18 protein-coding genes are annotated in these 21,056 nt (G+C 72.7%); 12 read left to right on the top strand and 6 right to left on the bottom strand.

The window, feature by feature from the left end; translation table 11 throughout:
* The first annotated feature begins 11 nt into the window (after nt 1-11).
* From CFP66_RS09580 to CFP66_RS09560, 5 genes are all read left to right on the top strand, one after another.
* Nucleotides 12-365 carry an antitoxin gene (locus CFP66_RS09580; RefSeq protein WP_094922252.1) on the top strand — a complete coding sequence of 118 codons (354 nt, stop codon included), beginning with the start codon at nt 12-14 and terminating at the stop codon, nt 363-365.
* Nucleotides 366-562: 197 nt separating this feature from the next.
* Nucleotides 563-1,759 carry a pyruvate dehydrogenase (acetyl-transferring) E1 component subunit alpha gene (gene pdhA / locus CFP66_RS09575; RefSeq protein WP_094922250.1) on the top strand — a complete coding sequence of 399 codons (1,197 nt, stop codon included), beginning with the start codon at nt 563-565 and terminating at the stop codon, nt 1,757-1,759.
* A complete protein-coding gene (locus CFP66_RS09570; protein ID WP_094922249.1) occupies nt 1,756-2,730 on the top strand; it encodes an alpha-ketoacid dehydrogenase subunit beta in 975 nt (324 codons plus the stop codon). The genes pdhA and CFP66_RS09570 overlap by 4 nt, the downstream gene beginning before the upstream one ends.
* A gap of 23 nt (nt 2,731-2,753) precedes the next feature.
* The gene (locus tag CFP66_RS09565) at nt 2,754-4,160 is read left to right on the top strand and encodes a dihydrolipoamide acetyltransferase family protein (RefSeq protein WP_094922428.1); all 1,407 of its coding nucleotides are present in this window, start codon (nt 2,754-2,756) and stop codon (nt 4,158-4,160) included.
* Nucleotides 4,161-4,226: 66 nt separating this feature from the next.
* On the top strand, nt 4,227-4,721 hold the full coding sequence (locus CFP66_RS09560) for an FxsA family protein (protein ID WP_094922247.1): 495 nt from the start codon (nt 4,227-4,229) through the stop codon (nt 4,719-4,721).
* Nucleotides 4,722-4,756: 35 nt separating this feature from the next.
* Here the strand turns inward: CFP66_RS09560 and CFP66_RS09555 are convergent, their stop codons facing one another.
* Nucleotides 4,757-5,386 carry an SIMPL domain-containing protein gene (locus CFP66_RS09555; RefSeq protein WP_094922426.1) on the bottom strand — a complete coding sequence of 210 codons (630 nt, stop codon included), beginning with the start codon at nt 5,384-5,386 and terminating at the stop codon, nt 4,757-4,759.
* 111 nt (nt 5,387-5,497) lie between these two features.
* On the opposite strand from CFP66_RS09555, the gene CFP66_RS09550 reads away from it, so the two are divergent.
* Nucleotides 5,498-6,331: a DUF1206 domain-containing protein gene (locus tag CFP66_RS09550; RefSeq protein WP_158228055.1), complete on the top strand. Its 834-nt coding sequence runs from the start codon at nt 5,498-5,500 to the stop codon at nt 6,329-6,331.
* Between the two features lie 73 nt (nt 6,332-6,404).
* On the opposite strand, the gene CFP66_RS09545 is transcribed toward CFP66_RS09550, so the two are convergent.
* Nucleotides 6,405-7,001, bottom strand: coding sequence for a TetR/AcrR family transcriptional regulator (locus tag CFP66_RS09545; protein WP_094922244.1), 597 nt, complete (start codon nt 6,999-7,001; stop codon nt 6,405-6,407).
* A 78-nt stretch (nt 7,002-7,079) separates the two neighbouring features.
* Here CFP66_RS09545 and CFP66_RS09540 point away from each other — a divergent pair, with 78 nt between their 5' ends.
* From CFP66_RS09540 to CFP66_RS09520, 5 genes are all read left to right on the top strand, one after another.
* Nucleotides 7,080-8,099: a saccharopine dehydrogenase gene (locus tag CFP66_RS09540; protein WP_094922243.1), complete on the top strand. Its 1,020-nt coding sequence runs from the start codon at nt 7,080-7,082 to the stop codon at nt 8,097-8,099.
* Between the two features lie 125 nt (nt 8,100-8,224).
* On the top strand, nt 8,225-9,445 hold the full coding sequence (locus tag CFP66_RS09535) for an ATP-binding protein (protein ID WP_094922241.1): 1,221 nt from the start codon (nt 8,225-8,227) through the stop codon (nt 9,443-9,445).
* 183 nt (nt 9,446-9,628) lie between these two features.
* A complete protein-coding gene (locus CFP66_RS09530) occupies nt 9,629-9,946 on the top strand; it encodes a co-chaperone GroES (protein ID WP_198961333.1) in 318 nt (105 codons plus the stop codon).
* A 322-nt stretch (nt 9,947-10,268) separates the two neighbouring features.
* Complete coding sequence (locus tag CFP66_RS09525; RefSeq protein WP_094922239.1) at nt 10,269-12,353, top strand: VanW family protein; 2,085 nt, start codon at nt 10,269-10,271, stop codon at nt 12,351-12,353.
* Between the two features lie 64 nt (nt 12,354-12,417).
* Entirely contained in the window at nt 12,418-12,843 is a 426-nt protein-coding gene (locus tag CFP66_RS09520; protein WP_094922238.1) for a CBS domain-containing protein, read from the top strand.
* Between the two features lie 53 nt (nt 12,844-12,896).
* Here the strand turns inward: CFP66_RS09520 and CFP66_RS09515 are convergent, their stop codons facing one another.
* The 3 genes from CFP66_RS09515 to CFP66_RS09505 form a co-directional block, all read right to left on the bottom strand.
* Entirely contained in the window at nt 12,897-15,761 is a 2,865-nt protein-coding gene (locus CFP66_RS09515) for a glycoside hydrolase family 2 TIM barrel-domain containing protein (RefSeq protein ID WP_233159259.1), read from the bottom strand.
* Nucleotides 15,758-16,771, bottom strand: coding sequence for a LacI family DNA-binding transcriptional regulator (locus tag CFP66_RS09510; protein ID WP_094922421.1), 1,014 nt, complete (start codon nt 16,769-16,771; stop codon nt 15,758-15,760). The genes CFP66_RS09515 and CFP66_RS09510 overlap by 4 nt, the downstream gene beginning before the upstream one ends.
* Before the next feature lie 226 nt (nt 16,772-16,997).
* Nucleotides 16,998-18,830: an acyl-CoA dehydrogenase gene (locus CFP66_RS09505; RefSeq protein WP_094922236.1), complete on the bottom strand. Its 1,833-nt coding sequence runs from the start codon at nt 18,828-18,830 to the stop codon at nt 16,998-17,000.
* A 214-nt stretch (nt 18,831-19,044) separates the two neighbouring features.
* Between CFP66_RS09505 and CFP66_RS09500 the strand changes: the two genes are divergently transcribed.
* The gene (locus tag CFP66_RS09500) at nt 19,045-20,061 is read left to right on the top strand and encodes an N-acetylmuramoyl-L-alanine amidase (RefSeq protein WP_094922234.1); all 1,017 of its coding nucleotides are present in this window, start codon (nt 19,045-19,047) and stop codon (nt 20,059-20,061) included.
* Between the two features lie 132 nt (nt 20,062-20,193).
* On the opposite strand, the gene CFP66_RS09495 is transcribed toward CFP66_RS09500, so the two are convergent.
* On the bottom strand, nt 20,194-21,009 hold the full coding sequence (locus CFP66_RS09495; protein ID WP_094922233.1) for a glucose-1-phosphate cytidylyltransferase: 816 nt from the start codon (nt 21,007-21,009) through the stop codon (nt 20,194-20,196).
* Nucleotides 21,010-21,056: the final 47 nt, after the last annotated feature.

The raw sequence follows: 21,056 nt of genomic DNA, 5'->3' as shown, positions 1-21,056 counted from the left end.
GGAGGACCGCGATGCCCCTGTTCAAACGGCTGGCGATGCTGGCCACGGCGGCCGAGGCCGCGCGCCGCTACGCGAAGAGCAACCCCGACAAGGCGTCCAAGTACCTCGACCAGGCTGCGTCCTTCGTGGACAAGCAGACCAAGGGCAAGTACTCGGGCCAGATCCGCGGCGCCACCGACAAGGCGAAGGGCGTCGCCGGGATCCGCCAGACCCCGGGCCACGGGCCCGCGGGCAACGGATACCCGCAGGGCGGGCCCACGCAGGGCTACGACCAGAACGCCGGGTACGGCAAGACGGCGGGCTACACGACCCCGCCGCAGCAGACGCCGCCCGCCCCGCAGCCCGGCCAGTCGCCGACGCCGTAGGGCCATCTCCGAACGGCACGTCCCCGTGGTCGGGGACGTGCCGTTCGTGCGTGCCGACAGGTGCGCCCCGCGGGGGCCGCCCGTGCCAGGATGACGGCGAGCCGGCAAAGGCGCCCTCACCCCGGGCGACTCGGCCGGGCCGCGTCCTCCGCGCCCGCCACGAACGGGAGCGGCTGGAGAGAGTACGAGGAGGCAGCGTGTCCGTTCCACACGACTGGACCCCGCCCACGGCAGCCAGCCCGGAGTCCCGGCGCGGGCGCGACCACGTGGTCGCCGGCCTGAAGGCCACCGACGAGGGGGATCCGGAGCTCGTCCAGCTGCTCACCCCGGAGGGCGAGCGGGTGTCCGACCCCCGTTTCGACTCCTACGGGGCCGACCTGGGCGTCGCGGAGCTGAAGGACCTGTACCGCGACATGGTGCTCGTCCGCCGCATCGACCGGGAGGGCAACGCGCTGCAGCGGCAGGGCCAGCTCGGCATCTGGGTGCCGCTGCTCGGCCAGGAGGCCGCCCAGGTGGGCGCGGGCCGCGCGCTGGCACCGCAGGACATGGCCTTCCCGTCCTACCGGGAGCACGGCGTCGCGTGGACCCGCGGGATCGACCCCACCGACCTGCTGGGGATCTTCCGCGGCACCGACCACGGCTCGTGGGACCCGCAGGAAGCCCGCTTCCACCTCTACACGATCGTCATCGGCAACCAGTGCCTCAACGCCACGGGCTACGCGATGGGCCAGCGCTTCGAGGGCAAGGTCGGTGAGGGCCCCGACAGCGAGGCCACCATCTGCTTCTTCGGTGACGGCGCCACCAGCCAGGGCGACGTGCACGAGGGCTTCGTCTGGGCCGCCGTCTACGACGCACCCGTCGTCTTCTACTGCCAGAACAACCAGTGGGCCATCTCCGAGCCCACCGAGCGCCAGACGCGGGTGCCGCTCTACAAGCGCGCTGCCGGCTACGGCTTCCCCGGCATCCGCGTCGACGGCAACGACGTGCTGGCCTGCCTCGCCGTCACGCGGTGGGCGCTGGAGGAGTGCCGCTCGGGCAACGGCCCGGTGCTCGTCGAGGCCTTCACCTACCGCATGGACGCGCACACCACCTCCGACGACCCGTCGCGCTACCGGCTCGCCGACGAGCTGGAGCTGTGGAAGCTCAAGGACCCGATCGAGCGGGTGCGGGTGAACCTGGTGCGCGAGCACGGCACCGGCCAGGAGTTCTTCGACGAGGTGCAGGCCGAGTCCGATGCGCTGGCGGCGCGGTTCCGCGAGTTCTGCGTGAACATGCCACCACCGGCCCCTGACCGGATGTTCTCGCAGGTCTACTCGGAGCCCTCTCCCGTGTTGGAGGCCCAGAAGGCCGAGTACCTCGCCTACCACGAGTCGTTCGAGGAGGCCGGGCGATGACGCAGCTGACCCTGGCGAAGGCCCTCAACGACGGCCTCCGCACAGCGATGGAGCGCGACCCGAAGGTCCTCGTCATGGGCGAGGACGTCGGCAAGCTCGGCGGCGTCTTCCGCGTCACCGACGGGCTGCAGAAGGACTTCGGGGAGCAGCGCGTGCTCGACACCCCGTTGGCCGAGTCCGGGATCATCGGCACCGCCGTCGGTCTCGCGATCCGCGGCTTCCGGCCGGTGTGCGAGATCCAGTTCGACGGGTTCGTGTTCCCCGGCTACGACCAGATCGTCTCCCAGCTGGCCAAGCTGCACTTCCGCTCGCAGGGCAAGGTCCCGGTGCCGGTGGTCGTGCGCATCCCGTTCGGCGGGGGCATCGGCGCGGTCGAGCACCACAGCGAGTCGCCGGAGTCGCTGTTCGCGCACGTCGCAGGCCTGAAGGTCGTCGCCTGCTCGAACCCGACGGACGCCTACTGGATGATCCAGCAGGCCATCACCTCCGACGACCCGGTGATCTTCTTCGAGCCGAAGCGGCGGTACTGGGAGAAGGGCGAGGTCGATCCGGAGAGCGATCCCCCACCGCTGTTCGCGTCCCGGGTGGTGCGGCCGGGTCGCACGCTGACGCTCGCCGGGTACGGCCCGGTGCTCAAGACCTGCCTGGAGGCCGCCACCGCGGCCGTTGCCGAGGGCCTGGACATCGAGGTGATCGACCTGCGCACGCTGTCGCCGCTGGACCTCGACCCGGTCGTGGAGTCGGTGCGACGCACCGGGCACCTCGTGGTCGTGTCCGAGGCGCCGCCGGAGTCGTCGGTCACCTCGGAGGTGGCGGCCCGCGTGCAGCAGGAAGCGTTCCACTCGCTGGAGGCGCCGGTACTGCGCGTCACCGGGTTCGACGCGCCCTACCCGCCGTCCAAGTGCGAGGACGACTTCCTCCCCGACCTCGACCGGGTGCTCGACGCCGTCGACCGCTCGCTGGCGTGGTGAAACCGGTGCGCCGAGAGTTCGCCATGCCCGACGTCGGTGAAGGTCTCACCGAGGCCGAGATCATCAGCTGGCAGGTCCAGCCGGGCGACACCGTCACCGTCAACCAGGTCATCTGCGAGATCGAGACGGCGAAGGCCGCCGTCGAGCTGCCCTGCCCGTACGCGGGCACGGTGGGTGAACTGCTCGCCCAGCCCGGCACGACGATCGCGGTCGGCACGCCGATCATCGCGATCGAGACGGAGGCCGCTGAAGGCGGGGCGCCGACGGGCGGGGCACCGACGGGCGGGGCGCCGACGGGTGGGGCGCCGACGGGCGAGGCGCCGACGGGCGAGGCGCCGGCCCCCAGGGCCGGCGACGAGGGAGGAGCCAAGATCGGAGAGGCCGGCGCGGACGGCCGCATCGCCAACTTGGTGGGCTACGGCCCGAGGCCGGGTTCGGTGACCCGCCGTCCCCGCCGCTCGACGACAGGGGCGCAGCCCCGGGAGGCCGCTCCCACCGCTCCCCCGGTGGACGAACGGCACGTTCGTCGGCCAGGTAGCAACGAAAGCGCCGTTCGTTCGGGCGAGGAGGGTGTCGCCGCCACCGTTCCATTGGCCAAGCCGCCTGTTCGCAAGCTCGCCAAGGATCTCGGCGTCGATCTGCGTTCCCTCGCCGGCACGGGCTCCGGCGGTGTGATCACCCGGGCCGACGTCGAGGCTGCCGCCGCGCCCGCCCCGGCGCCGGCCGCTGTGGGTGGTGTGCGTCGGGAGCCGATCCGCGGGGTCCGCAAGGCCACCGCGGCGGCCATGGTGAGCAGCGCGTTCACCGCGCCGCACGTCACGGAGTTCCTCGCCGTGGACGTGACGGCCACGATGGCGCTGCGCGACCGGCTCCGGACCACGCGCGAGTACGCGGACGTGAAGCTCACACCGCTGGCGATCGTGGCCAAGGCCGTGTGCCTGGCCGCGCGGCGCACGCCCGAGGTCAACGCGTCCTGGGACGAGGCGGCCGGCGAGATCGTCTACTACGACCGGGTGCAGCTCGGGATCGCCGCGGCCACGCCGCGCGGGCTGATCGTGCCCAAGGTCCGCGACGCCGACACGCTGTCGCTGCGCGAGCTGGCCGGCGCCCTCGGCGAGCTCACGGCCACGGCCCGTGCCGGGAAGACACCGCCCGCCGACCTGGTGGGCGGCACCTTCACGATCACCAACGTCGGGGTGTTCGGCGTCGACACCGGCACGCCGATCATCAACCCCGGTGAGGCGGCGATCCTGGCCGTCGGCGCGATCAAGCCGACGCCCTGGGTCGTGGACGGTGAGCTGGCGGTACGCACGGTGTGCCAGCTGTCGCTCTCGTTCGACCACCGCCTCGTCGACGGTGAGCAGGGGTCGCGGTTCCTCGCCGACGTCGGCGCGCTCCTGACCGATCCGGGGCTCGCGCTCACGTGGTGACGGAGGTGACCTATCCGTGACCCGTGGACCGGGAGCACGGAGGGCATCTCGTGCGTTACTAGGGGTATGGCGTTCGTGCTCCTGTACCTCGTGGTCGAGATCGTCGCGCTGGTCGCGCTCGGGTCGGCGATCGGGCTGGGCTGGACGCTGCTCGTGCTGCTGGCCGGCTCGGTGCTCGGCCTGTGGCTCGCGCGCCGCGAAGGCGTGCGGGCCGCGCAGGCGCTCGCCGAGGCCGTGAACAACCGTCGCGTGCCCACGGCCGAGCTCACCGACGGGATGCTGGTGGCGGCGGGCGGCGTGCTGCTGTTCGTGCCCGGTCTGGTCACCGATCTCGCCGGCCTGCTGCTCCTGCTGCCGCCGGTACGGGCGCTCGCCCGCCGGCGGCTGGTCCAGGCCGCCGAGAAGCGTTCACCGGATCTGCGCACCGCGCGCATCCGGTCCCAGGCCCCGGTGGTCGACGGCGAGGTGGTGGAGGGCGACGTGGTCGAGCGCGAGCCGCGTCCGGACCGCTCCGACCCGCTGGTGATCGAGGGCACCGTGGTGCCCGGCGACAAGCGCTGAGCCCGACGGCGCCACCGTCCGTGTGCGGTGGTCGGTCAGGACAGGAACACCCAGGTCGTCGTGCACTTCGCCGTGACGCGCACGGGCTCTGGCTCGAGCCCCAGCGCGCGTACATCGGGGCCGCCCGACTCGACCGCCGCCGTCCGGTAGGCCATCGGGGCGGAGTGCTCGGCCACCTCGGACAGCCGCCGCAACGGGCCGAGCCTGCCGCCCAGCGCGGTGGCGTACCCCTCGGCGCGGGTCCGGGCGTCGGACACGGCGCGCTGCTGCGCCTCACGCAGCGCCGCAGCGGGGTCGGTGAGCACCCAGCGGGGCCCTCGCAGGTCCGTGGGCTCGGCGCCGAGCAGGGCCGACAGTACGTCGTCCAGCGCCGAGACGTCCGTGACGAGCAGCGCGAGATCCTCGGCCGCCCGGCAGCCGACCACGCGGCCGTCGCGCCACTCGTTGTGCACCCGCAGCCTGCGGTGCCGCACGTCCAGCCCGGGGCGCCGCAGCGCGGCCTCCGCACCGGCCATGCGCGTGCCGAGCTCGGCCACGGCGGTGGAGCGTGAACGGGCCACCGCGGTGAAGGTGACGTCGACCTCGGCGCGGTCGCCGAGCTGCTCGAACCAGCCGTTCCCCTCCGTCACGATCTCGGGTGTGCGGGCCTCATCGGTCGCGGTCACGGCCACAGGAAACCAGATCGGGGAGTATCGGAGTCTCTAGGAATCGGGCGAGAGTGCGGAAGAGACTGGGATGAGCGGACCGGGATGAGCGGCGGAGGAGCAGGTGATCGGATGGCGCGCCCGCTCGTCCACCTGCGCAGGAAGGTGCGGGAAGGCCCGTCCGATGCGCCGGGCCGCGTCGTCGACGTGCTCGGCCGGATCGGGCTCGTCGGCTACGGCATCGTGCACCTCATCGTGGCGTGGCTGGCGCTGCAGGTGGCCTTCGGCGTGCCCGACGCTCCCCCGGACGCCGACGGCGCCGTCGGCACGATCGCGCGCACGCCGGGTGGCGTGTTCGCGCTCGGGATCGCCGCCGTCGGCCTGCTCGCCTTCGCGGTGTGGCAGCTGATGGCAGCCGCCGTCGGCTTCCGTTGGGTGTCGGGCGGCGAGCGGATGCGCAAGCGGGTGGGCGCTGTCGCGAAGGCGATCGCCATGTCCGCGCTCGCGGTGATCGTGCTGTCCTACCTGACAGGCATGCAATCGGGCGGCGAGAGCACGGTGCAGACGGTGGCGGCCGACGTGCTGGCGCTCCCGGCCGGCCGGGCCCTGCTCGGGCTCGGCGCCGCCGTGGTTGTCTTCCTCGCCTGCGCGATGACCTACACCGGCGTGCGGCGCACGTTCATGGGCGACCTCGACGTCCGCCGCCTGCGTCCGGGCCTCCGCCACACGATCGAGGTCGTCGGCGTGGCGGGGCACCTCGCGCGGGCGCTCGCCCTCGGCGTCGTCGGCGTGCTGGCCGGCGCCGCCGCGCTGTTCGCGGACCCGGAACGGGCCGGCGGGCTCGACGCGGCGCTGCGCACCCTCGGCACCACCGGCCTCGGCGCGGGCCTGCTGGCGCTGGTGGCCGTCGGCTTCGCCGCCTTCGGGCTGTTCTGCCTGGCGGACGCCGCCACGCGACGGGCCTGATCGCCGTTTCTCGCGCTTTCTAGCAGCTTCACGATGAAGCCGTAGAGAGGGCGATCGGAGTCCATGCCGCCTGCTACCGGCGGTGGTCCGCGGTGATGAGGCCGCCGAGGATCAGGTCGGCCAGTGCGGTGACCGCGTCGGCGGCGGTGGTGCGCTCGCGGGCCAGCTCGGCGGCGATCGCCTCGGCCGCACCCAGCACGCCGGCGCAGCGCAGCAGCAGTGCGCCGGTCGGCAGGTCGGAGTGCGGCGTCAGGGCGGCGACCATCAGGTCCGTGTAGCCGTCGAGCATCTCGTGCCGGCTCGCCTCGACCTCCGGGTTCCCCTTCAGTGCGGCGGAGACGGCGGCGAACTCGGGCATGTCGGTGACGCAGTCGAAGTACGCGGCGCTCATGACGCGCGCGACCGCGCCGGCGGTGGGCACGGCGGTCCGCAGTGCCTCGGCCAGCGCTGCCCGGTGCCGCTCCTCGAGCCGCCGGTAGAGCGCGAGCAGGAGGCCGGAGCGCGTGCCGAAGTGGTCGTACGCGATCGGCCTGCTCACCTCGGCGGCCTCCGCGAGGGTGACCAGGGTCAGGCCGTCCGCGCCGTGCGCGCGCACGACCCCCAGGGCGGTGTCGAGCAACTGCTCCCGCCTGGCCTGCTTGGACAGGCGGCCCGGTCGCGTCGTCGTCATCGCCCTCCTTGCGCTCCAACCCACTCTAAGCTACAAAGTGTAAGTTACAAAATGTAGCTACGAGGGATCGAGGTAGTCGTGGAACGTGATCCAGTACTGATCCTCGGGGGTTCGGGGCAGGCGGGCGCGGGCGCCGCCGCCGTCCTGCGGAGGTGGCATCCCACGCTGCCCCTGACGATCGCGGCCCGGGACGTCGACCGCGCCCAGCGGGTGGCCGACGAACTCGGCAATGCCACGGCCGTCGCCGGCGACGTGGGGCGCAGCGACCTCGGCCTCCCGGCCGGTCACCGCTGCTCGGCGGTGGTCGCCGCGCTGTGGGACGACCACCTGCACGGGTTGCGCCACGCGCAGCGGCACGCGGTGCCCTACCTCAGCATCTCCAGTGGCCTGATCGACATCGCCCCCGAGGTCGTGGCAGGTGTCCAGCGGCCGGCGACCTCGCCGATCCTCGTGGCCAGCCACTACTGCGCCGGCGTCGGCGTCCTCGTGGCGCTGCACCTGGCCCGGGAGTTCGGCCGGGTCGACGCCATCCGGGTCGGTGCCGTCCTGGACGAGCAGGACGTCGGCGGACCGGCGGCGCTGGCGGACCTGGAACGCTTGTTGGCCGCCACCTCGGCAGGGCTGCAGCGCCGCGACGGCGTCTTCACCTGGGTCGGTGGCCCCGAGGTGCAGGGCGAGGTGCGCAGCGTCGACGGCACCGTGCTGGCGGCGCAGAGCATCGCGATCCTCGACGTGCCGAGCCTGGCCCTCGCGACGGGCGCGCGAGGAGTGCGCTTCGACTTCGCGGTCGGCGAGTCCGCGGGCCGGCGCGGCGGCGGGCAGCCGTCCGTCGAGATCCGCATCGACATCGACGGGGTGGATCCGGCGGGTGCACCGCTGCACACCGCTCATCACCTCGTCCACGCGGAGGGGCAGCGGCCCCTGACTGCGCTCGGCATCGCCCTCGGTGTGGAACGGCTGCTCGGGATGCGCGGCGAGGCGGTCCCGCCGGGCATCCACATGCCGGAGTCCCTGATCGACCCGGCCTACGCGGTCGAGCGGTTGACCGAGATCGGCGCATCCGTCGTGGACGCACGGGCGGGCGCCCTGCCGGGCTGATCGTGGAGTATCGCGGACTCTAGAGAGCATCGTAGAAAGCGGTAGAGGGAGCGATCGGCGACACGCCATCGTCTTCGATAGCCGCTTCTAGGATTTGAGCAAGATCCGCCGATACCGTCCGATGGGTGGACCCCGTGCGGAACCCGTTCGCGCCCGGAGCGGGCCAGCGGCCCCCCGAGCTGGCCGGCCGCGACAAGGAGCTCGACGCGTTCGAGATCGTGCTCGAACGCGTGTCGCGGGGCCGGCCGGAACGCAGCCTGGTGCTCACGGGGCTGCGCGGCGTCGGCAAGACGGTCCTGCTCGGTGAGCTGCGGTCGATGGCGCTGCGCGCAGGCTGGGGTGCCGGCAAGATCGAGGCGCGGCCGGACGCGGACCTGCGCCGCCCTCTCGCCGCCGCCCTGCACCGCGCGATCCGCGACCTCGCCGTGCGCCACCGCGACCCGGAGCGGGCGGGCGACGAGCCCGTCGACCCGGAGCGGGCCGACGAGGTACTGGGCGTGCTCAAGGCGTTCGCCCTGCGCTCGGCGCCCGACGGGGCCAAGCTGCGCGAGCGCTGGCAACCCGGCATCGACGTGCCGGTGGCCAGCGGCCGGGCCGATTCGGGGGACATCGAGATCGACCTCGTCGAGCTGTTCACCGAGGTGGCCGAGCTCGCCAAGGACGTCGGAACGGGCGTGGCGCTGCTCATCGACGAGATGCAGGACCTGCGCCCCGACGACGTCTCCGCACTCTGCGCGGCGTGCCACGAGCTGTCCCAGTCACGGGCTCCGCTCGTCGTGGTGGGCGCAGGCCTGCCGCACCTGCCTGCGGTGCTCTCGGCATCGAAGTCGTACTCGGAGCGCCTGTTCAAGTACTCCCGCATCGACAAGCTCGACCGCGCCGACGCCGACTTCGCGCTGCTCGCGCCTGCCGAACGGGAGGACGCCACCTTCGACATCGACGCCCTCGACGTGCTGTACGAGGCCTCCGGCGGCTACCCGTACTTCGTGCAGGCCTACGGGAAGGCTGCCTGGGATGCGGCGCCGCGCAGCCCGATCGGTGCGGCCGACGTCAAGCTGGCGGCACCGGAGGCCGAGGGCGAGCTCGCAGTGGGCTTCTTCGGCTCGCGGTACGAGCGCGCCACCCCGGCGGAACGGGAATACCTGCGGGCGATGGCCGAGCTGGCCGAGGGTCGCGACGATCCCGTGGGCACCTCCGGGATCGCTGACCACCTCTCACGCAAGGCCTCGTCGCTCTCGCCCGCCCGCGACAGCCTCCTGAAGAAGGGGCTCGTCTTCTCGGCGCAGCGCGGGCAGATCGCGTTCACAGTTCCCCACTTCGGCCGGTACCTGCTCACGCAACCCTGACCTGCCATGGTCCGAACGGGTGAATTCGGCGCGTACGCGGATCAGAGGTAACGACAGGGCCCTCATGTCCGATTCTCAGTACAGCCCCGCGGTGCTGTCGGACCCCCGACCTGACAGCACCGCGGGGCTTTCCCATACGGGCCGGTCAGTGTGGTGTCGGACCCGGCTCGTAGCATCGTGCCGGTGCAGGACGCCAAGCTCGAGATCCAGATGCTGCACGACCGGGTGCTGGTGAAGCCGGAGTCGTCAGGCGAGCGGCGCAGCGGAGCCGGAATCGTCATCCCGGCAACCGCAGAGGTCGCCAAGCGTCTTGTCTGGGGGGAGGTTGTCGGCACGGGGGCACACGTGCGCACGGTCAAGGTCGGCGATCGCGTGCTGTTCGCGCGTGACGACCAGTACGAGGTCGACGTGCACGGAGCCAACTACCTGGTCTTGCGGGAGCGGGAAGTGCACGCCGTCGCCACGGAGCGTACCGAGCACGGTACGGGGCTGTACCTGTGACAAGCCGGGCTGATGCCCGGTCCGATGGTTGAGGGGAACGGACTTCATGCCCGAGCGGCGGTCATCGCCTGGGGAGGCGGCGGCTCCTCCGGAGCCGGAGACGACGCAGAACGGACACGGCGCGGACGAGGCGCACACGAGCGGCTCAGCGGGGGGCACCGCGCAGGTCGCGTCGGGTGAGTGGGGCCAGGCGGCCGAGTCGCCCGTCCGGGCTCCGGGGGATGCGGGGAGCGGCGACCAGCCGGCTGCGCGTCCCTCGCCTGCCGCGCGCCCCGCGCCCGGCCCGCGCGACGAGGCCGAGGACGACAGCGAGAGTCCTACGGTGCGCACGCCGGCCGGTCGGGCGGGCAACGCCTCGCCCGCTGCCGCAGCACCGACCGGCCAGCCCGGCAACGGCCAGGCCCCCAACGTCCAGGCACCGAACGGCCAGGCCCCGAACGGCCAGGCTCCGAACGGCCACGCGGGAGCCGCCCAGCCCGTCAGCGGGGAGTCGAACGGCCACCCGCCCATCGGGGAGGCGGCCACCGTCGCGGTTCCGGCAGGCGGTGCGCGCCCGTCCTGGCCGGGCCCCGACGCCGAGGCCACCCAGGTGCTGCCCCGTACCCCGGCCGGCCCGACCGCCGAGCAGACCACCCAGCGCATCCCGGTCGCGGCGCGGCCCCCGATGCCCCCGATGGACGGGCCCACGCGCGTCGGTCCCGTGGACGACGGGCCCGGTGGTCCGGGTGGTCGCCGCGGTCGCGGTCGGGGCCGTCGGCGCCTCCTGGTGCTCTCGGCCGTGGTGGTCGGGCTCGGTCTGCTGTACGGGGCCGACCTGCTCCTGAGCGCCGGCTCGGTGCCACGCGGGGTCTCGGTGGCCGGAGTGGGCGTGGGCAGCATGTCCCTCGCCGACGCCGAGGAGCGCCTGCGGGCCGAGATCGGTCCCCGCACGGAGGCGCCGATCCCGGTCACGGTCGGTGACGTGCGCGGGGAGATCGACCCCGTCGCGGCGGGGCTGTCGGTGAACTGGGCGAGCACGATGGAGCAGACCGGCGCCCAGCCGCTCAACCCGATCACCCGGATCACCTCGTTCTTCAGCGAGCGTGAGGTCGGTGTCGTCACGAGCGCCGACCCCACCGCGCTGAGCCAGGCGCTCGAGCAGCTCGGCCCGATCGTCGACCGGGAGCCGGTCGAGGGGTCGGTGCGGTTCGAGGGCACGCAGCCGCAGCCGGTGGACCCGAAGCCCGGCCAGCGACTCGACGTGGCCGCGTCCGCCGAGGTCCTGCAGCGGGAGTGGGCGAACGGGAGCGCCGTCGCGCTGCCCCTCATCGAGCTGCCGGCCACCACCACGCCCGAGGACGTCGCCGCCGCCATCGAGCAGGTCGCACAGCCCGCGGTCGCGGCCCCGGTCACGGTCGTCGGGGAGAACGACGTGCGCGGAGAGCTCACGCCCGAGGTGATCGCAGCGTCGCTCAGCTTCGCGGCGGCGAACGGCGACCTGGTTCCGGAGCTGAACCAGCAGGCCGTGCAGGAGGCCCTCGCGCCGCAGATGGCGGCGTCCGAGGTGCCCGGCCGCGATGCCACGTTCGAGTTCTCCGGCGGCCGGCCGGTCGTCGTGCCGTCCCAGGACGGTCGCGGCGTCGACTACGAGGCCACGCTCGCCCAGCTGCTGGGCGTGCTCACCGGTGCGCCGCCGCGGGAGATCACCGCCGTCTACGCCGACCAGCCCGCAGAGGTCACCACCGAGGAGCTGCAGGCGCTGGGCAACCCGGAGGTCATCGGCGAGTTCACCACCGGCGGGTTCGCCGCCGACTCGGGAGTGAACATCCGCCGCGCGGCCCAGCTGGTCAACGGCACCGTCGTGCAGCCGGGCGAGACGTTCAGCCTCGACGCCGTCACCGGGCCGCGCACCGCGTCCAACGGGTACGTCGAAGCCGGCGTGATCCAGGACGGGCGCTCGGCCACCGGCATCGCAGGCGGTGTGTCGCAGGTGTCCACCACGCTGTACAACGCCTCGTACTTCGCCGGAATGACGCTGCTCGAGCACCAGGCGCACAGCTTCTACATCAGCCGCTACCCGGCGGGCCGGGAGGCGACGATCGCCACCGGGGCGATCGACAACCGCTTCCGCAACGACAACCCCACACCGGTGCTGATCCGCACCAACTGGACCCCGACCTCGCTCACCGTGCAGATCTTCGGTCAGCGCCAGTTCGAGGTCACAGGGTCGTTCGGGCCGCGCACCAAGCCCACCGAACCCAACGAGCTGACGCTGCCGGCCGGCGAGGACTGCCACCCGAGCACTGGCAAGCCGGGGTTCACGATCACCGACACCCGCACGCTGCGCAACGTCAGCACCGGCGAGACGCGCAGCGAGACCATGACCACCCGGTACAACCCGGCGCCGCGCATCGTGTGCGAGGAGTGACCGCTGCCCGTACCCTCGATCCGTCAGCGACGACAGTCAGCGACGACGAGATCGGGGGTTCGGGATGCGGATCGCGGACGTGCTGCGGAACAAGGGCAATGCCGTGGCCACGGTGGAACCGGGCGCCACGGTCAGCCGGTTGATCAGCGAGCTGGCCGCCCACAACGTGGGTGCGCTGCCCGTCGTCGACGGCGGGCGGCTCGTCGGCATCGTCTCGGAGCGGGACGTCGTGCGCCGCCTGCACGCCGGCGGCCCGGGGCTGCTCGAGGCGCGGGTGGCCGACATCATGACCACCGAGGTCACCACCTGCAGTCCCGGTGACGACGTCACCGACCTCGCGGCCGTGATGACCTCCCGCCGCTTCCGGCACCTGCCCGTGGTGGTCGACGGCGAGCTGGCGGGCATCGTCAGCATCGGCGACCTGGTGAAGGCCCGGATCGACCTGCTCGAGTCCGAACGGGCCCAGTTGCAGAACTACATCGCCGGCTGAGGCAGCCGCGGCCGCGTCCTCACGAGGGCAGGACGCGACCGCGGCTCAGGCGATCAGGCGGGCGTCAGCACGAGCCGCAGGGACGCGGGCTCCGCGTACAGCTCGTGCTGGGCAAGCACGTCCGGGCCGCAGCTCGCGGTGCCGACGCCGCGGTGGGCGAGGTCCACGGTGAGCCAGACCCGGTCACCCGGCTCCAGGTCGACCGGGTGCCGCGCGGCGGCGAGGTCGGCGCTGGTCCAGCGACGCACCGTCAGGCCGAACGTCGCAGGCCCGTCCTCGGTGGGCAGGGCGGCCACCCGCAGCCCGGTGCCGGAGCCGCCGGTGATCTCGGCCCACCGCACGTCCGTACGCCTGCCGTTCTCCTGCGGCATGACGTAGGGCGTCTGCAGGGCGTCGATCGAGCTGGTGAACCGGCCGACGCGGGCGGCGGCCCGGGTGTCCGGATAGGCCTCACCGGGCCCGCCGCCGTACCAGGTGACGGTGTCCAGCTCGGCGGGCAGCGACCACACCAGACCCAAGCGGGGCAGGGAACCGGGCCACTCGCCCTCGGGTTGCACGGACACGTCGAGCTGTAGCCCGGCTCCGGACAGCGGCGTCCAGCGCATGGTGGTGAGCAGGCCGACGTCCAGGGCGGCCGGGGCGGTGCGGGTGCGGACGACGACGCTGCTGCCGTCCTCGTGCCGCACGTCCTGCACGCGGTGCCGCAACCGGTTCAGCCCGATGGTGTGCCAGGCCTCGGCCGCGGAGCCGCGCGGGATCCGGTCGTTGTCGGTGGGGGCCCGCCAGACGTCCAGGCGCGGGCCGTCGACGGCGAACCCGGCGAACTCGGTGAGCACGCCCCGCACCGGGTCCAGCGCGACCGGGCCGTCGGCGCGGACGATCTCGGTGGTGGGCCGCTCCGCCAGCAGCACCTGCCCCCACGCCACCTCGTGCCCGGCCGGCGCCCACGGCTCGTCCGCCGCGAGGGCGGCGCGCACCGTCAGCCACGCCTCGGCGCCGCCGTCGGCCTTCGCCGGCAGGTCGAGCTCGACACTCGCACCCGGCGCGACCGCCGGGACCTCCAGCTCGCCGGCGGAGACCTCCACGCCCTCCTCCTCGACGTTCCAGGCGAACCGCAGGTGGGTGAGGTCGCGCACCTCGTGCAGGTTGGTGATGCGCAGCCGGCCCTCCGCGGTGGCGGCGATCCGCACCGGCTCCACGACCTTCGCGAACTCGTGCAGGCCCGGCGAGGGCGTCCGGTCGGGGAAGAGCAGGCCGTCGGCGACGAAGTTGCCGTCGTGCAGGTCCTCCCCGAAGTCGCCGCCGTAGCCGTAGAACTCCCAGCCCTGCGCATCGCGGGTGCGGATGCCGTGGTCGATCCACTCCCAGATGAACCCGCCCTGGCAGCGGGGGTGCGCCTCGAACAGCTCCTGGTACTCGGTGAGCCCGCCGGGGCCGTTGCCCATCGCGTGCCCGTACTCGCAGAGCACGAACGGGGACTCCCGTCGCGCGGCGTCCTGCACCGGGTCGACCCCGCGGGCCGGCTCCTCGCGGCGGCCGATCAGCTCGACCTCCGCGTGCGGGGCGTACATGCGGCTGTAGACGTCGGACCAGCGCCCGTCGGGGGCCCGCTCGTAGTGCACCGGCCGGCTCGGGTCGCGGTCCTTCGCGTAGTCGTACATCAGCGCGAGGTTGCGGCCGGTCCCGGCTTCGTTGCCGAGCGACCACATGATCACGCCGGCGTGGTTCTTGTCCCGCTCCACCATCCGGCGCATCCGGTCGGTGAGCGCGTCCGCCCACGTCGGGTCGTCGGTGGGGTTGCCGCGCCAGCCCACCTGCTCGAAGCCGTGGGTCTCGAAGTCGCACTCGTCCACGACGTACAGGCCGTACTCGTCGCACAGGTCGAGGAACCGGGGGTGCGGCGGGTAGTGGCTGGTGCGCACGGCGTTGACGTTGTGCCGCTTCATCAGGTGCACGTCGTCGAGCATGTCCTGCTCGGTGACGGCGCGGCCGCGGTCGGGGTGGAACTCGTGCCGGTTCACCCCGCGCAGCAGCACCCGGTTGCCGTTGACCGTGAGCAGCCCGTCCGCGATGCGCACGGTGCGGAAACCGACCCGCAGGTCGATGTGCTCGGTGTCGGTGACCACCTGCACGTCGTAGAGGCGCGGTACCTCTGCGCTCCACGGCTGCACGGCGTCCAGGCGCACCTGCTCGCCGGGTGCGACGTCGACGTCCAGCTCGGGCAGCAGCACCCGGGCCTGCGGGGCGCCGTCGACGTCCACGCGGAACGTGCCGACGCCCTCCTCGTAGTCGGCGTGCACGTACACGTCGTCGATGCCGCGCGCGGGCCGGAACAGCAGCGCGACGTCGCGGAAGATCCCCGACATCCACCACATGTCCTGGTCCTCGAGGTAGCTGCCCGCCGACCACTGGTGCACGCGGACGGCCACGAGGGTGTCCTCCCCGGGCCGGACCACATCGGTGACGTCGAACTCCGCGGGGAGCCTGCTGCCCTGCGCGGTGCCGACCTCGTGCCCGTCGACCCACACCGCGAAGCAGGAGTCGACGCCCTCGAAGCGCAGGACGATCCGGCCGCCCGTCCAGTCCGCGGGCACGGCGACCGTCCGGCGGTAGCTGCCCGTCGGGTTCTCCGTCGGCACGTGCGGCGGGTCGATCGGGAACGGGTAGCGGACGTTGGTGTAGGCGGGCCGGCCGTAGCCGTGCAACTGCCAGTGCGCGGGAACCGGGAGCTGGGCCCAGCCGCCGTCGTCGAAACCGGGGTCGGCGAACCCTTCCGGGGCCTGCGCGACCGTCGGCGCCAGGTCGAAGCGCCACTGCCCGTTCAGGCTCAGCTGCGGCGCGTTCGACGCCACCGCCGCCCGTGGTGGGAGCGTCCGGGCATCCGGGCGCGGGTCCTCGTGGTAGGGCAGGGACGTCACTGCGGCATTCCTCCTACGGGTGGGGATGGGGTGTAGCGGCCGGTGCTGGAGCGCACGACGAGGTCGGGGAACATCCGCACGGGGACGGGCTCGGTGCCGGGGTGCTCGATGCGGTCGAGCAGCATCCCGACGGCGCGCCGCCCCTCATCGGCGAAGTCCTGGCGCAGCGTCGTGAGCGGCGGGATGAGGTAGGCGGCCTCGGGGACGTCGTCGAAACCGACGACGCTGACGTCGCCCGGCACGGCGCGGCCGGCCTCGTGCAGCGCGCGCAGCAGCCCGATCGCCATCTGGTCGTTGGCGGCGAACACCGCGCTGACGCCGTGATCGGCGGCGAGCACGTGGCCGGCCTCGTACCCGGAGCGCGCGCTCCAGTCCCCCAGCAGCGGCTCGTGCACCGGCGCCCCCGCGGCCTCGAGAGCGGCTCGCCACCCCTCGGCGCGGGATCGGGCGGCGGCCCAGCGCAGCGGACCCGCCAGGTGCCGCACGGTGGGGTGGCCGAGGCCGAGCAGGTGCCGGACGGCGTCCCGCGCGCCCGCGGCACCGTCGAAACCCACGCCCGCCGCCACGGCGTCCAGCCCGCCGCGCAGCACCACGAGTGGGCGCCCGTCCCGCCGCTCCCGCAACGCCGCGGCGGCGTCCACCTCCGGGTCGATCGCCACGATGCCCTCGACGCCCTGCGCGGTCAGCCGCTCGCCCGCCGCGAGGGCCGAAGGACGGTCGAACCGCGAGAGGGTCTCCGTGCTCACCGAGTAGCCCGCGTCGCGGACGGCCTCGTCGACGCCGCGCAGCGTCCGGACCGGGCCGTGCAGGTCGGAGCCGGCCGCGACGATCCCGATGGTGCGCGAGCGGCCCGAGGCCAGCGATCGCGCGGCGAGGCTGGGCCGGTAGCCGAGCTCGCGCATCGCGGCGAGCACCCGCTCCCGGGTCGATCCGCGCACGCCCGACTGATCGTTGATCACCCGGGAGACGGTCTGGTAGGAGACGCCCGCCCGGGCCGCGACGTCGAGCATCACGGGAGCGCCGTCGCGCCCCCGCCCGTCTCGGACCACGACCACCCCCGTGAACGCTCACAGTGCTGCGCGCAACGTGGCGCACCCACGACGAGCGCGCTTCGTGAGCGCTCACATTAGGCAGTCGCCACCACAGCAACCCACGCCGGTATGACGCACTTCACAGACTCGGGTGGCCACTCCACGCAAGACCTGCACTGCGTGAAGTGGCAACCCGGGGTGAGGGCTAGAAGGCCGCCTCGGGCAGCTCCATCAGGCTGTTGTCGGTGCTCTCCAGGATCGCGCGCTGCGCGCTCAGCTGGGGCAGCACCGTCTTCGCGAAGAACCGGGCGGCGCCCACCTTGCCCTCGTAGAACGCCTTGTCCCGGTCCGACGGCTCCCCGCCCAGCGCCGTGAGCGCCACCTCGGCCTGACGCAGGAGCAGCCAGCCGATCAGCACGTCGCCCAGCGCCATCAGCAGCCGGACGCTGTTCTGCCCGACCTTGTACAGGCTCGTGGGGTCCTCGCCCGAGGCCATCAGGAAGCCGGTGAGCGTGCCGAGCATCCCCTGGACGTCGGTGAGCGCCGTGGCGAGCAGGGCGCGCTCCTCCTTGAGGCGCCCGTTGCCCGCCTCCGCGTCGAGGAAGGCCTGGATCTCGCCGGCCACGTGGCCCAGCGCCTGACCGTTGTCGCGCACGATCTTGCGGAACAGCAGGTCGAGCGACTGGATCGCCGTGGTGCCCTCGTAGAGGGAATCGATCTTCGCGTCCCGGATGTACTGCTCGATCGGGTAGTCCTGCAGGTACCCCGACCCGCCGAGCGTCTGCAGGGACAGCAGGAGCTGCTCGCTGGCGCGCTCGGACCCCACGCCCTTGACGATGGGCAGCAGCAGGTCGTTCACGCGCGACGCGAGCGTGGTGTCGGCGCCGGTGGCCTCGCCCGTGGCGATCTGCTCCTGGAAGGTGGCCGTGTAGGTGTACAAGGCGCGCAGGCCCTCGGCGTAGGCCTTCTGCAGCATCAGGATGCGCCGGACGTCCGGGTGGTGCGTGATCGTCACGCGCGGGGCCGTCTTGTCGAGCTGCCGGGTGAGGTCGGCGCCCTGCACCCGCTCCTTGGCGTACTCCAGCGCGGCCAGGTACCCGGCCGAGAGCGTGCCGATGGCCTTGGTGCCCACCATCATCCGGGCGTACTCGATCACCTGGAACATCTGGGCGATGCCGTTGTGCACCTCGCCGAGGAGCCAGCCCACGGCGGGTGTGCCGTGCTGGCCGAAGGTGAGCTCGCACGTCGTGGAGCCCTTGAGGCCCATCTTGTGCTCGACGTTCGTGACGAAGGCGCCGTTGCGCTCGCCCGGCTCGCCGGTCTCCGGGTCGAAGTGGAACTTCGGCACGAGGAACAGCGACAGGCCCTTGGTGCCGGTCCTGGCGCCCTCCGGGCGGGCCAGCACGAGGTGCATGATGTTCTCGCTGAGGTCGTGCTCGGCCGAGGTGATGAAGCGCTTGACGCCCTCGATGTGCCAGGTGCCGTCCGGCTCCTGCACGGCCTTCGTGCGCCCCGCGCCCACGTCCGAGCCCGCGTCGGGCTCGGTGAGCACCATGGTGGCTCCCCACCCGCGCTCGATCATGAGCTCGGCCCAGCGCTTCTGCTGCTCCGTGCCGTTGCGGTGCACCACGGAGGCGAAGTTCGGTCCGGCCATGTACATGAAGGCGGCGGGATTCGAGCCGAGGATCAGCTCGGAGGCCGCCCATTGGACGGTGGACGGGATGCCGTAGCCGCCGAGCTCGGCCGGCAGGCTCAGCCGCCACCACTCGCCGTCCCAGAGCGCTCGGTAGCTGTCCTTGAGCGACTGCGGCAGCGTGACGGAGTGCGTGGCCGGGTCGAACACCGGCGGGTTGCGGTCGGCGTCGACGAACGACTCGGCCAGCGGGCCGGTGGCCAGCGCGTTCAGCTCGGTGAGCACTCCGCGCACGGTGTCGGTGTCGATCGCGTCGTAGGGCGTGCTGCCCAACCGGTCCTGCACCCGGAACACCTCGAAGAGGTTGAACTCGAGGTCCCGCAGGTTGCTCCTGAAGTGGCCCATCTGACTCGCTCCCCATCGCCTACCCGTCGGTAACCCCAGCATATTACCCATCGGTAACCGCGACAAGGGCGGGCGCGCACCGCCCCGCGCGCCCGACCGGGCGATCACACCTTCGAGGAGCACCCGTTGTGCGTGGCCGGTCCGTCACGCATCGTGCGGAGATCGACAGTCATCCGATGTGCACGCGCCGAGAGGGCACCGACGGGAGGACGGCATGGCTCCTGATCTGCCCCGTCGCAGCGTCATCGTCGGAGGTCTCGTCCTCGCGGGCGCCTTCGGCGGCCTCGCGCGGCCTGCCCGGGCGCGGGCCGCGGAGAGCCCCACGATCATCGGGTGCGACGAGTGGGGCGCCCGGCCGAACCGCGATGTCATCCCGGTGTGGAACCAGCGGCCGATCCGGATCATCGTGCACCACACCGCCACGGCGAACGTCGAGGACGTCAGCCGGGGCGCCGCCGACAACGTCGCGCGGCTGATCCAGGGCTTCCACATGGACCGGCGCGGGTGGATCGACACCGGGCAGAACTTCACGATCAGCCGTGGCGGCTTCGTCCTGGAGGGCAGGCACCGCAGCCTCGAGGTCCTGCGCGGCGGCCGCCGGCAGGTGGAGGGGGCGCACTGCACCGGGCAGAACGTCGTCGCGGTCGGCATCGAGAACGAGGGCACCTACAGCGCCGAGGAACCTCCCGACGCGCTGTGGGAGAGCCTGCGCACGACGTGCGCCTACATCTGCGAGCAGTACGGGATCGGACCGGCGGAGATCGTCGGGCACCGCGACTTCAAGGACACCGCCTGCCCTGGAGACGCCCTATACGGGATGCTGCCGGCGCTGCGCGGCGAGGTGGCCGGGCTGCTCGGCGAGCGCCTGTCCGGGAAGGCGGCCCGCCGGGCGTCCTGGCCGCTGCTGCGCAAGGACGACCGCGGGGCTCCTGTGCAGGCGGCCCAGCACCTGCTGCGGGCCGCAGGCCTGCCTGCGGTGCAGGCCGACGGCCGCTTCGACGATCGGACCCTCGACGCCGTCCGGCTGTTCCAGACCGCGCACCGCACGGAGGAGGTCAACGGCGTGCTCGGCGGTGAGTCGTGGCCGCTGCTGGTGACGGCCGACGGCGATCCGGCCGAGGTCGAGCGCGCGATCCGGGCGCTCACCCCGGCACCGGCGGTGCGGGCGTCCTCGATCTCCGGCGTCGACGACTGGCTGCGCCTGCTCGACGCCGCCGCCAGGCGCGCCTGACGACCCGCTACCTCACGACCCCGACTCCCGGGGTCTCGTGGCGCGACTCGCGCGCCTCAGGCCCCGACTCGCGGGGGATGCGCGCCGTACCCCCGCGAGTCGGGGCCTGGGTGTGCGTGTGTCGCGCCGGCGTCACCAGGTGGCGCGCTCGTTCTCCCACAGCTTCCAAGGGGCGTCGCCTGCGGCCCAGAGCCCGTTGAGTGCCTGGTAGTCCTTGTAGGTGTCCATCGCGGCCCAGAAGCCCTCGTGCTTGTTCACGGTGAGCTGCTTGTCGCGGGCCAGCTGCTGCAAGGGCTCGGCCTCGAGGAACAGGTCCTCGTCGTCGTCGAGGTAGTCGTCGAGGAACGTCTTCTCGAAGACGAAGTACCCGCCGCTCACCCAGCCGGTGACCTGCGTCGGCTTCTCGTTGAACTCGGCCACGACGTTGCCGTCGACCTGCATCTCGCCGAACTTCGACGTCGGGTGCACGCCGGTGACGGTGCCGATGCGGCCGCCGTCCGCGTGGGCCTTCGCGAGGTGGGCGATGTCGACGGCGCTCACGCCGTCGCCGTAGGTCATCATGAACTGCGGGGTGTCGATGTAGTCGCGGATGCGACGCAACCGCGCGCCGGTGCCCGCCTCGAGCCCGGTCTCGGCGAAGGTGATCTCCCAGTTCTCGTCGGCCACGCCGTTGCGGAACTGCGGCTGGTGATCACCCTCGGAGAGAGAAAGGGTGAAATCGGACATGTGGGACCGGTAGTCCAGGAAGAACTGCTTGATCTCCCAGCCCTTGTACCCGAGGCAGAGGATGAAGCGGCGGTAACCGAAGTGGCTGTACAGCTTCATGATGTGCCAGAGGATCGGCCGTCCGCCGATGTCCACCATCGCCTTCGGCAGTCGCTCGCTGACCTCGCGGATCCGCGTGCCCTGTCCTCCGCAGAGGATGACCACCGGGGTGTCGTAGTCCATTGGGTAGCGTGTCCCTCCGCTGTATCGGGATTGCTTGCGCATGTCGT

Source organism: Pseudonocardia sp. MH-G8 (genome assembly GCF_002262885.1).
Lineage (GTDB): Bacteria > Actinomycetota > Actinomycetes > Mycobacteriales > Pseudonocardiaceae > Pseudonocardia.
This window is presented reverse-complemented; position numbering and strand designations above follow the sequence as displayed.

What these genes read in the sequence shown, in the direction of transcription:
- CFP66_RS09545 (WP_094922244.1), bottom strand. Translation starts at nt 7,001, where the DNA reads ATGACGACGACGCGACCGGGCCGCCTGTCCAAGCAGGCCAGGCGGGAG.
- CFP66_RS09505 (WP_094922236.1), bottom strand. Translation starts at nt 18,830, where the DNA reads ATGGGCCACTTCAGGAGCAACCTGCGGGACCTCGAGTTCAACCTCTTC.
- CFP66_RS09500 (WP_094922234.1), top strand. Translation starts at nt 19,045, where the DNA reads ATGGCTCCTGATCTGCCCCGTCGCAGCGTCATCGTCGGAGGTCTCGTC.
- CFP66_RS09560 (WP_094922247.1), top strand. Translation starts at nt 4,227, where the DNA reads ATGGCGTTCGTGCTCCTGTACCTCGTGGTCGAGATCGTCGCGCTGGTC.
- CFP66_RS09565 (WP_094922428.1), top strand. Translation starts at nt 2,754, where the DNA reads ATGCCCGACGTCGGTGAAGGTCTCACCGAGGCCGAGATCATCAGCTGG.
- CFP66_RS09520 (WP_094922238.1), top strand. Translation starts at nt 12,418, where the DNA reads ATGCGGATCGCGGACGTGCTGCGGAACAAGGGCAATGCCGTGGCCACG.
- CFP66_RS09550 (WP_158228055.1), top strand. Translation starts at nt 5,498, where the DNA reads ATGGCGCGCCCGCTCGTCCACCTGCGCAGGAAGGTGCGGGAAGGCCCG.
- CFP66_RS09580 (WP_094922252.1), top strand. Translation starts at nt 12, where the DNA reads ATGCCCCTGTTCAAACGGCTGGCGATGCTGGCCACGGCGGCCGAGGCC.
- CFP66_RS09570 (WP_094922249.1), top strand. Translation starts at nt 1,756, where the DNA reads ATGACGCAGCTGACCCTGGCGAAGGCCCTCAACGACGGCCTCCGCACA.
- CFP66_RS09510 (WP_094922421.1), bottom strand. Translation starts at nt 16,771, where the DNA reads ATGCTCGACGTCGCGGCCCGGGCGGGCGTCTCCTACCAGACCGTCTCC.
- CFP66_RS09495 (WP_094922233.1), bottom strand. Translation starts at nt 21,009, where the DNA reads ATGGACTACGACACCCCGGTGGTCATCCTCTGCGGAGGACAGGGCACG.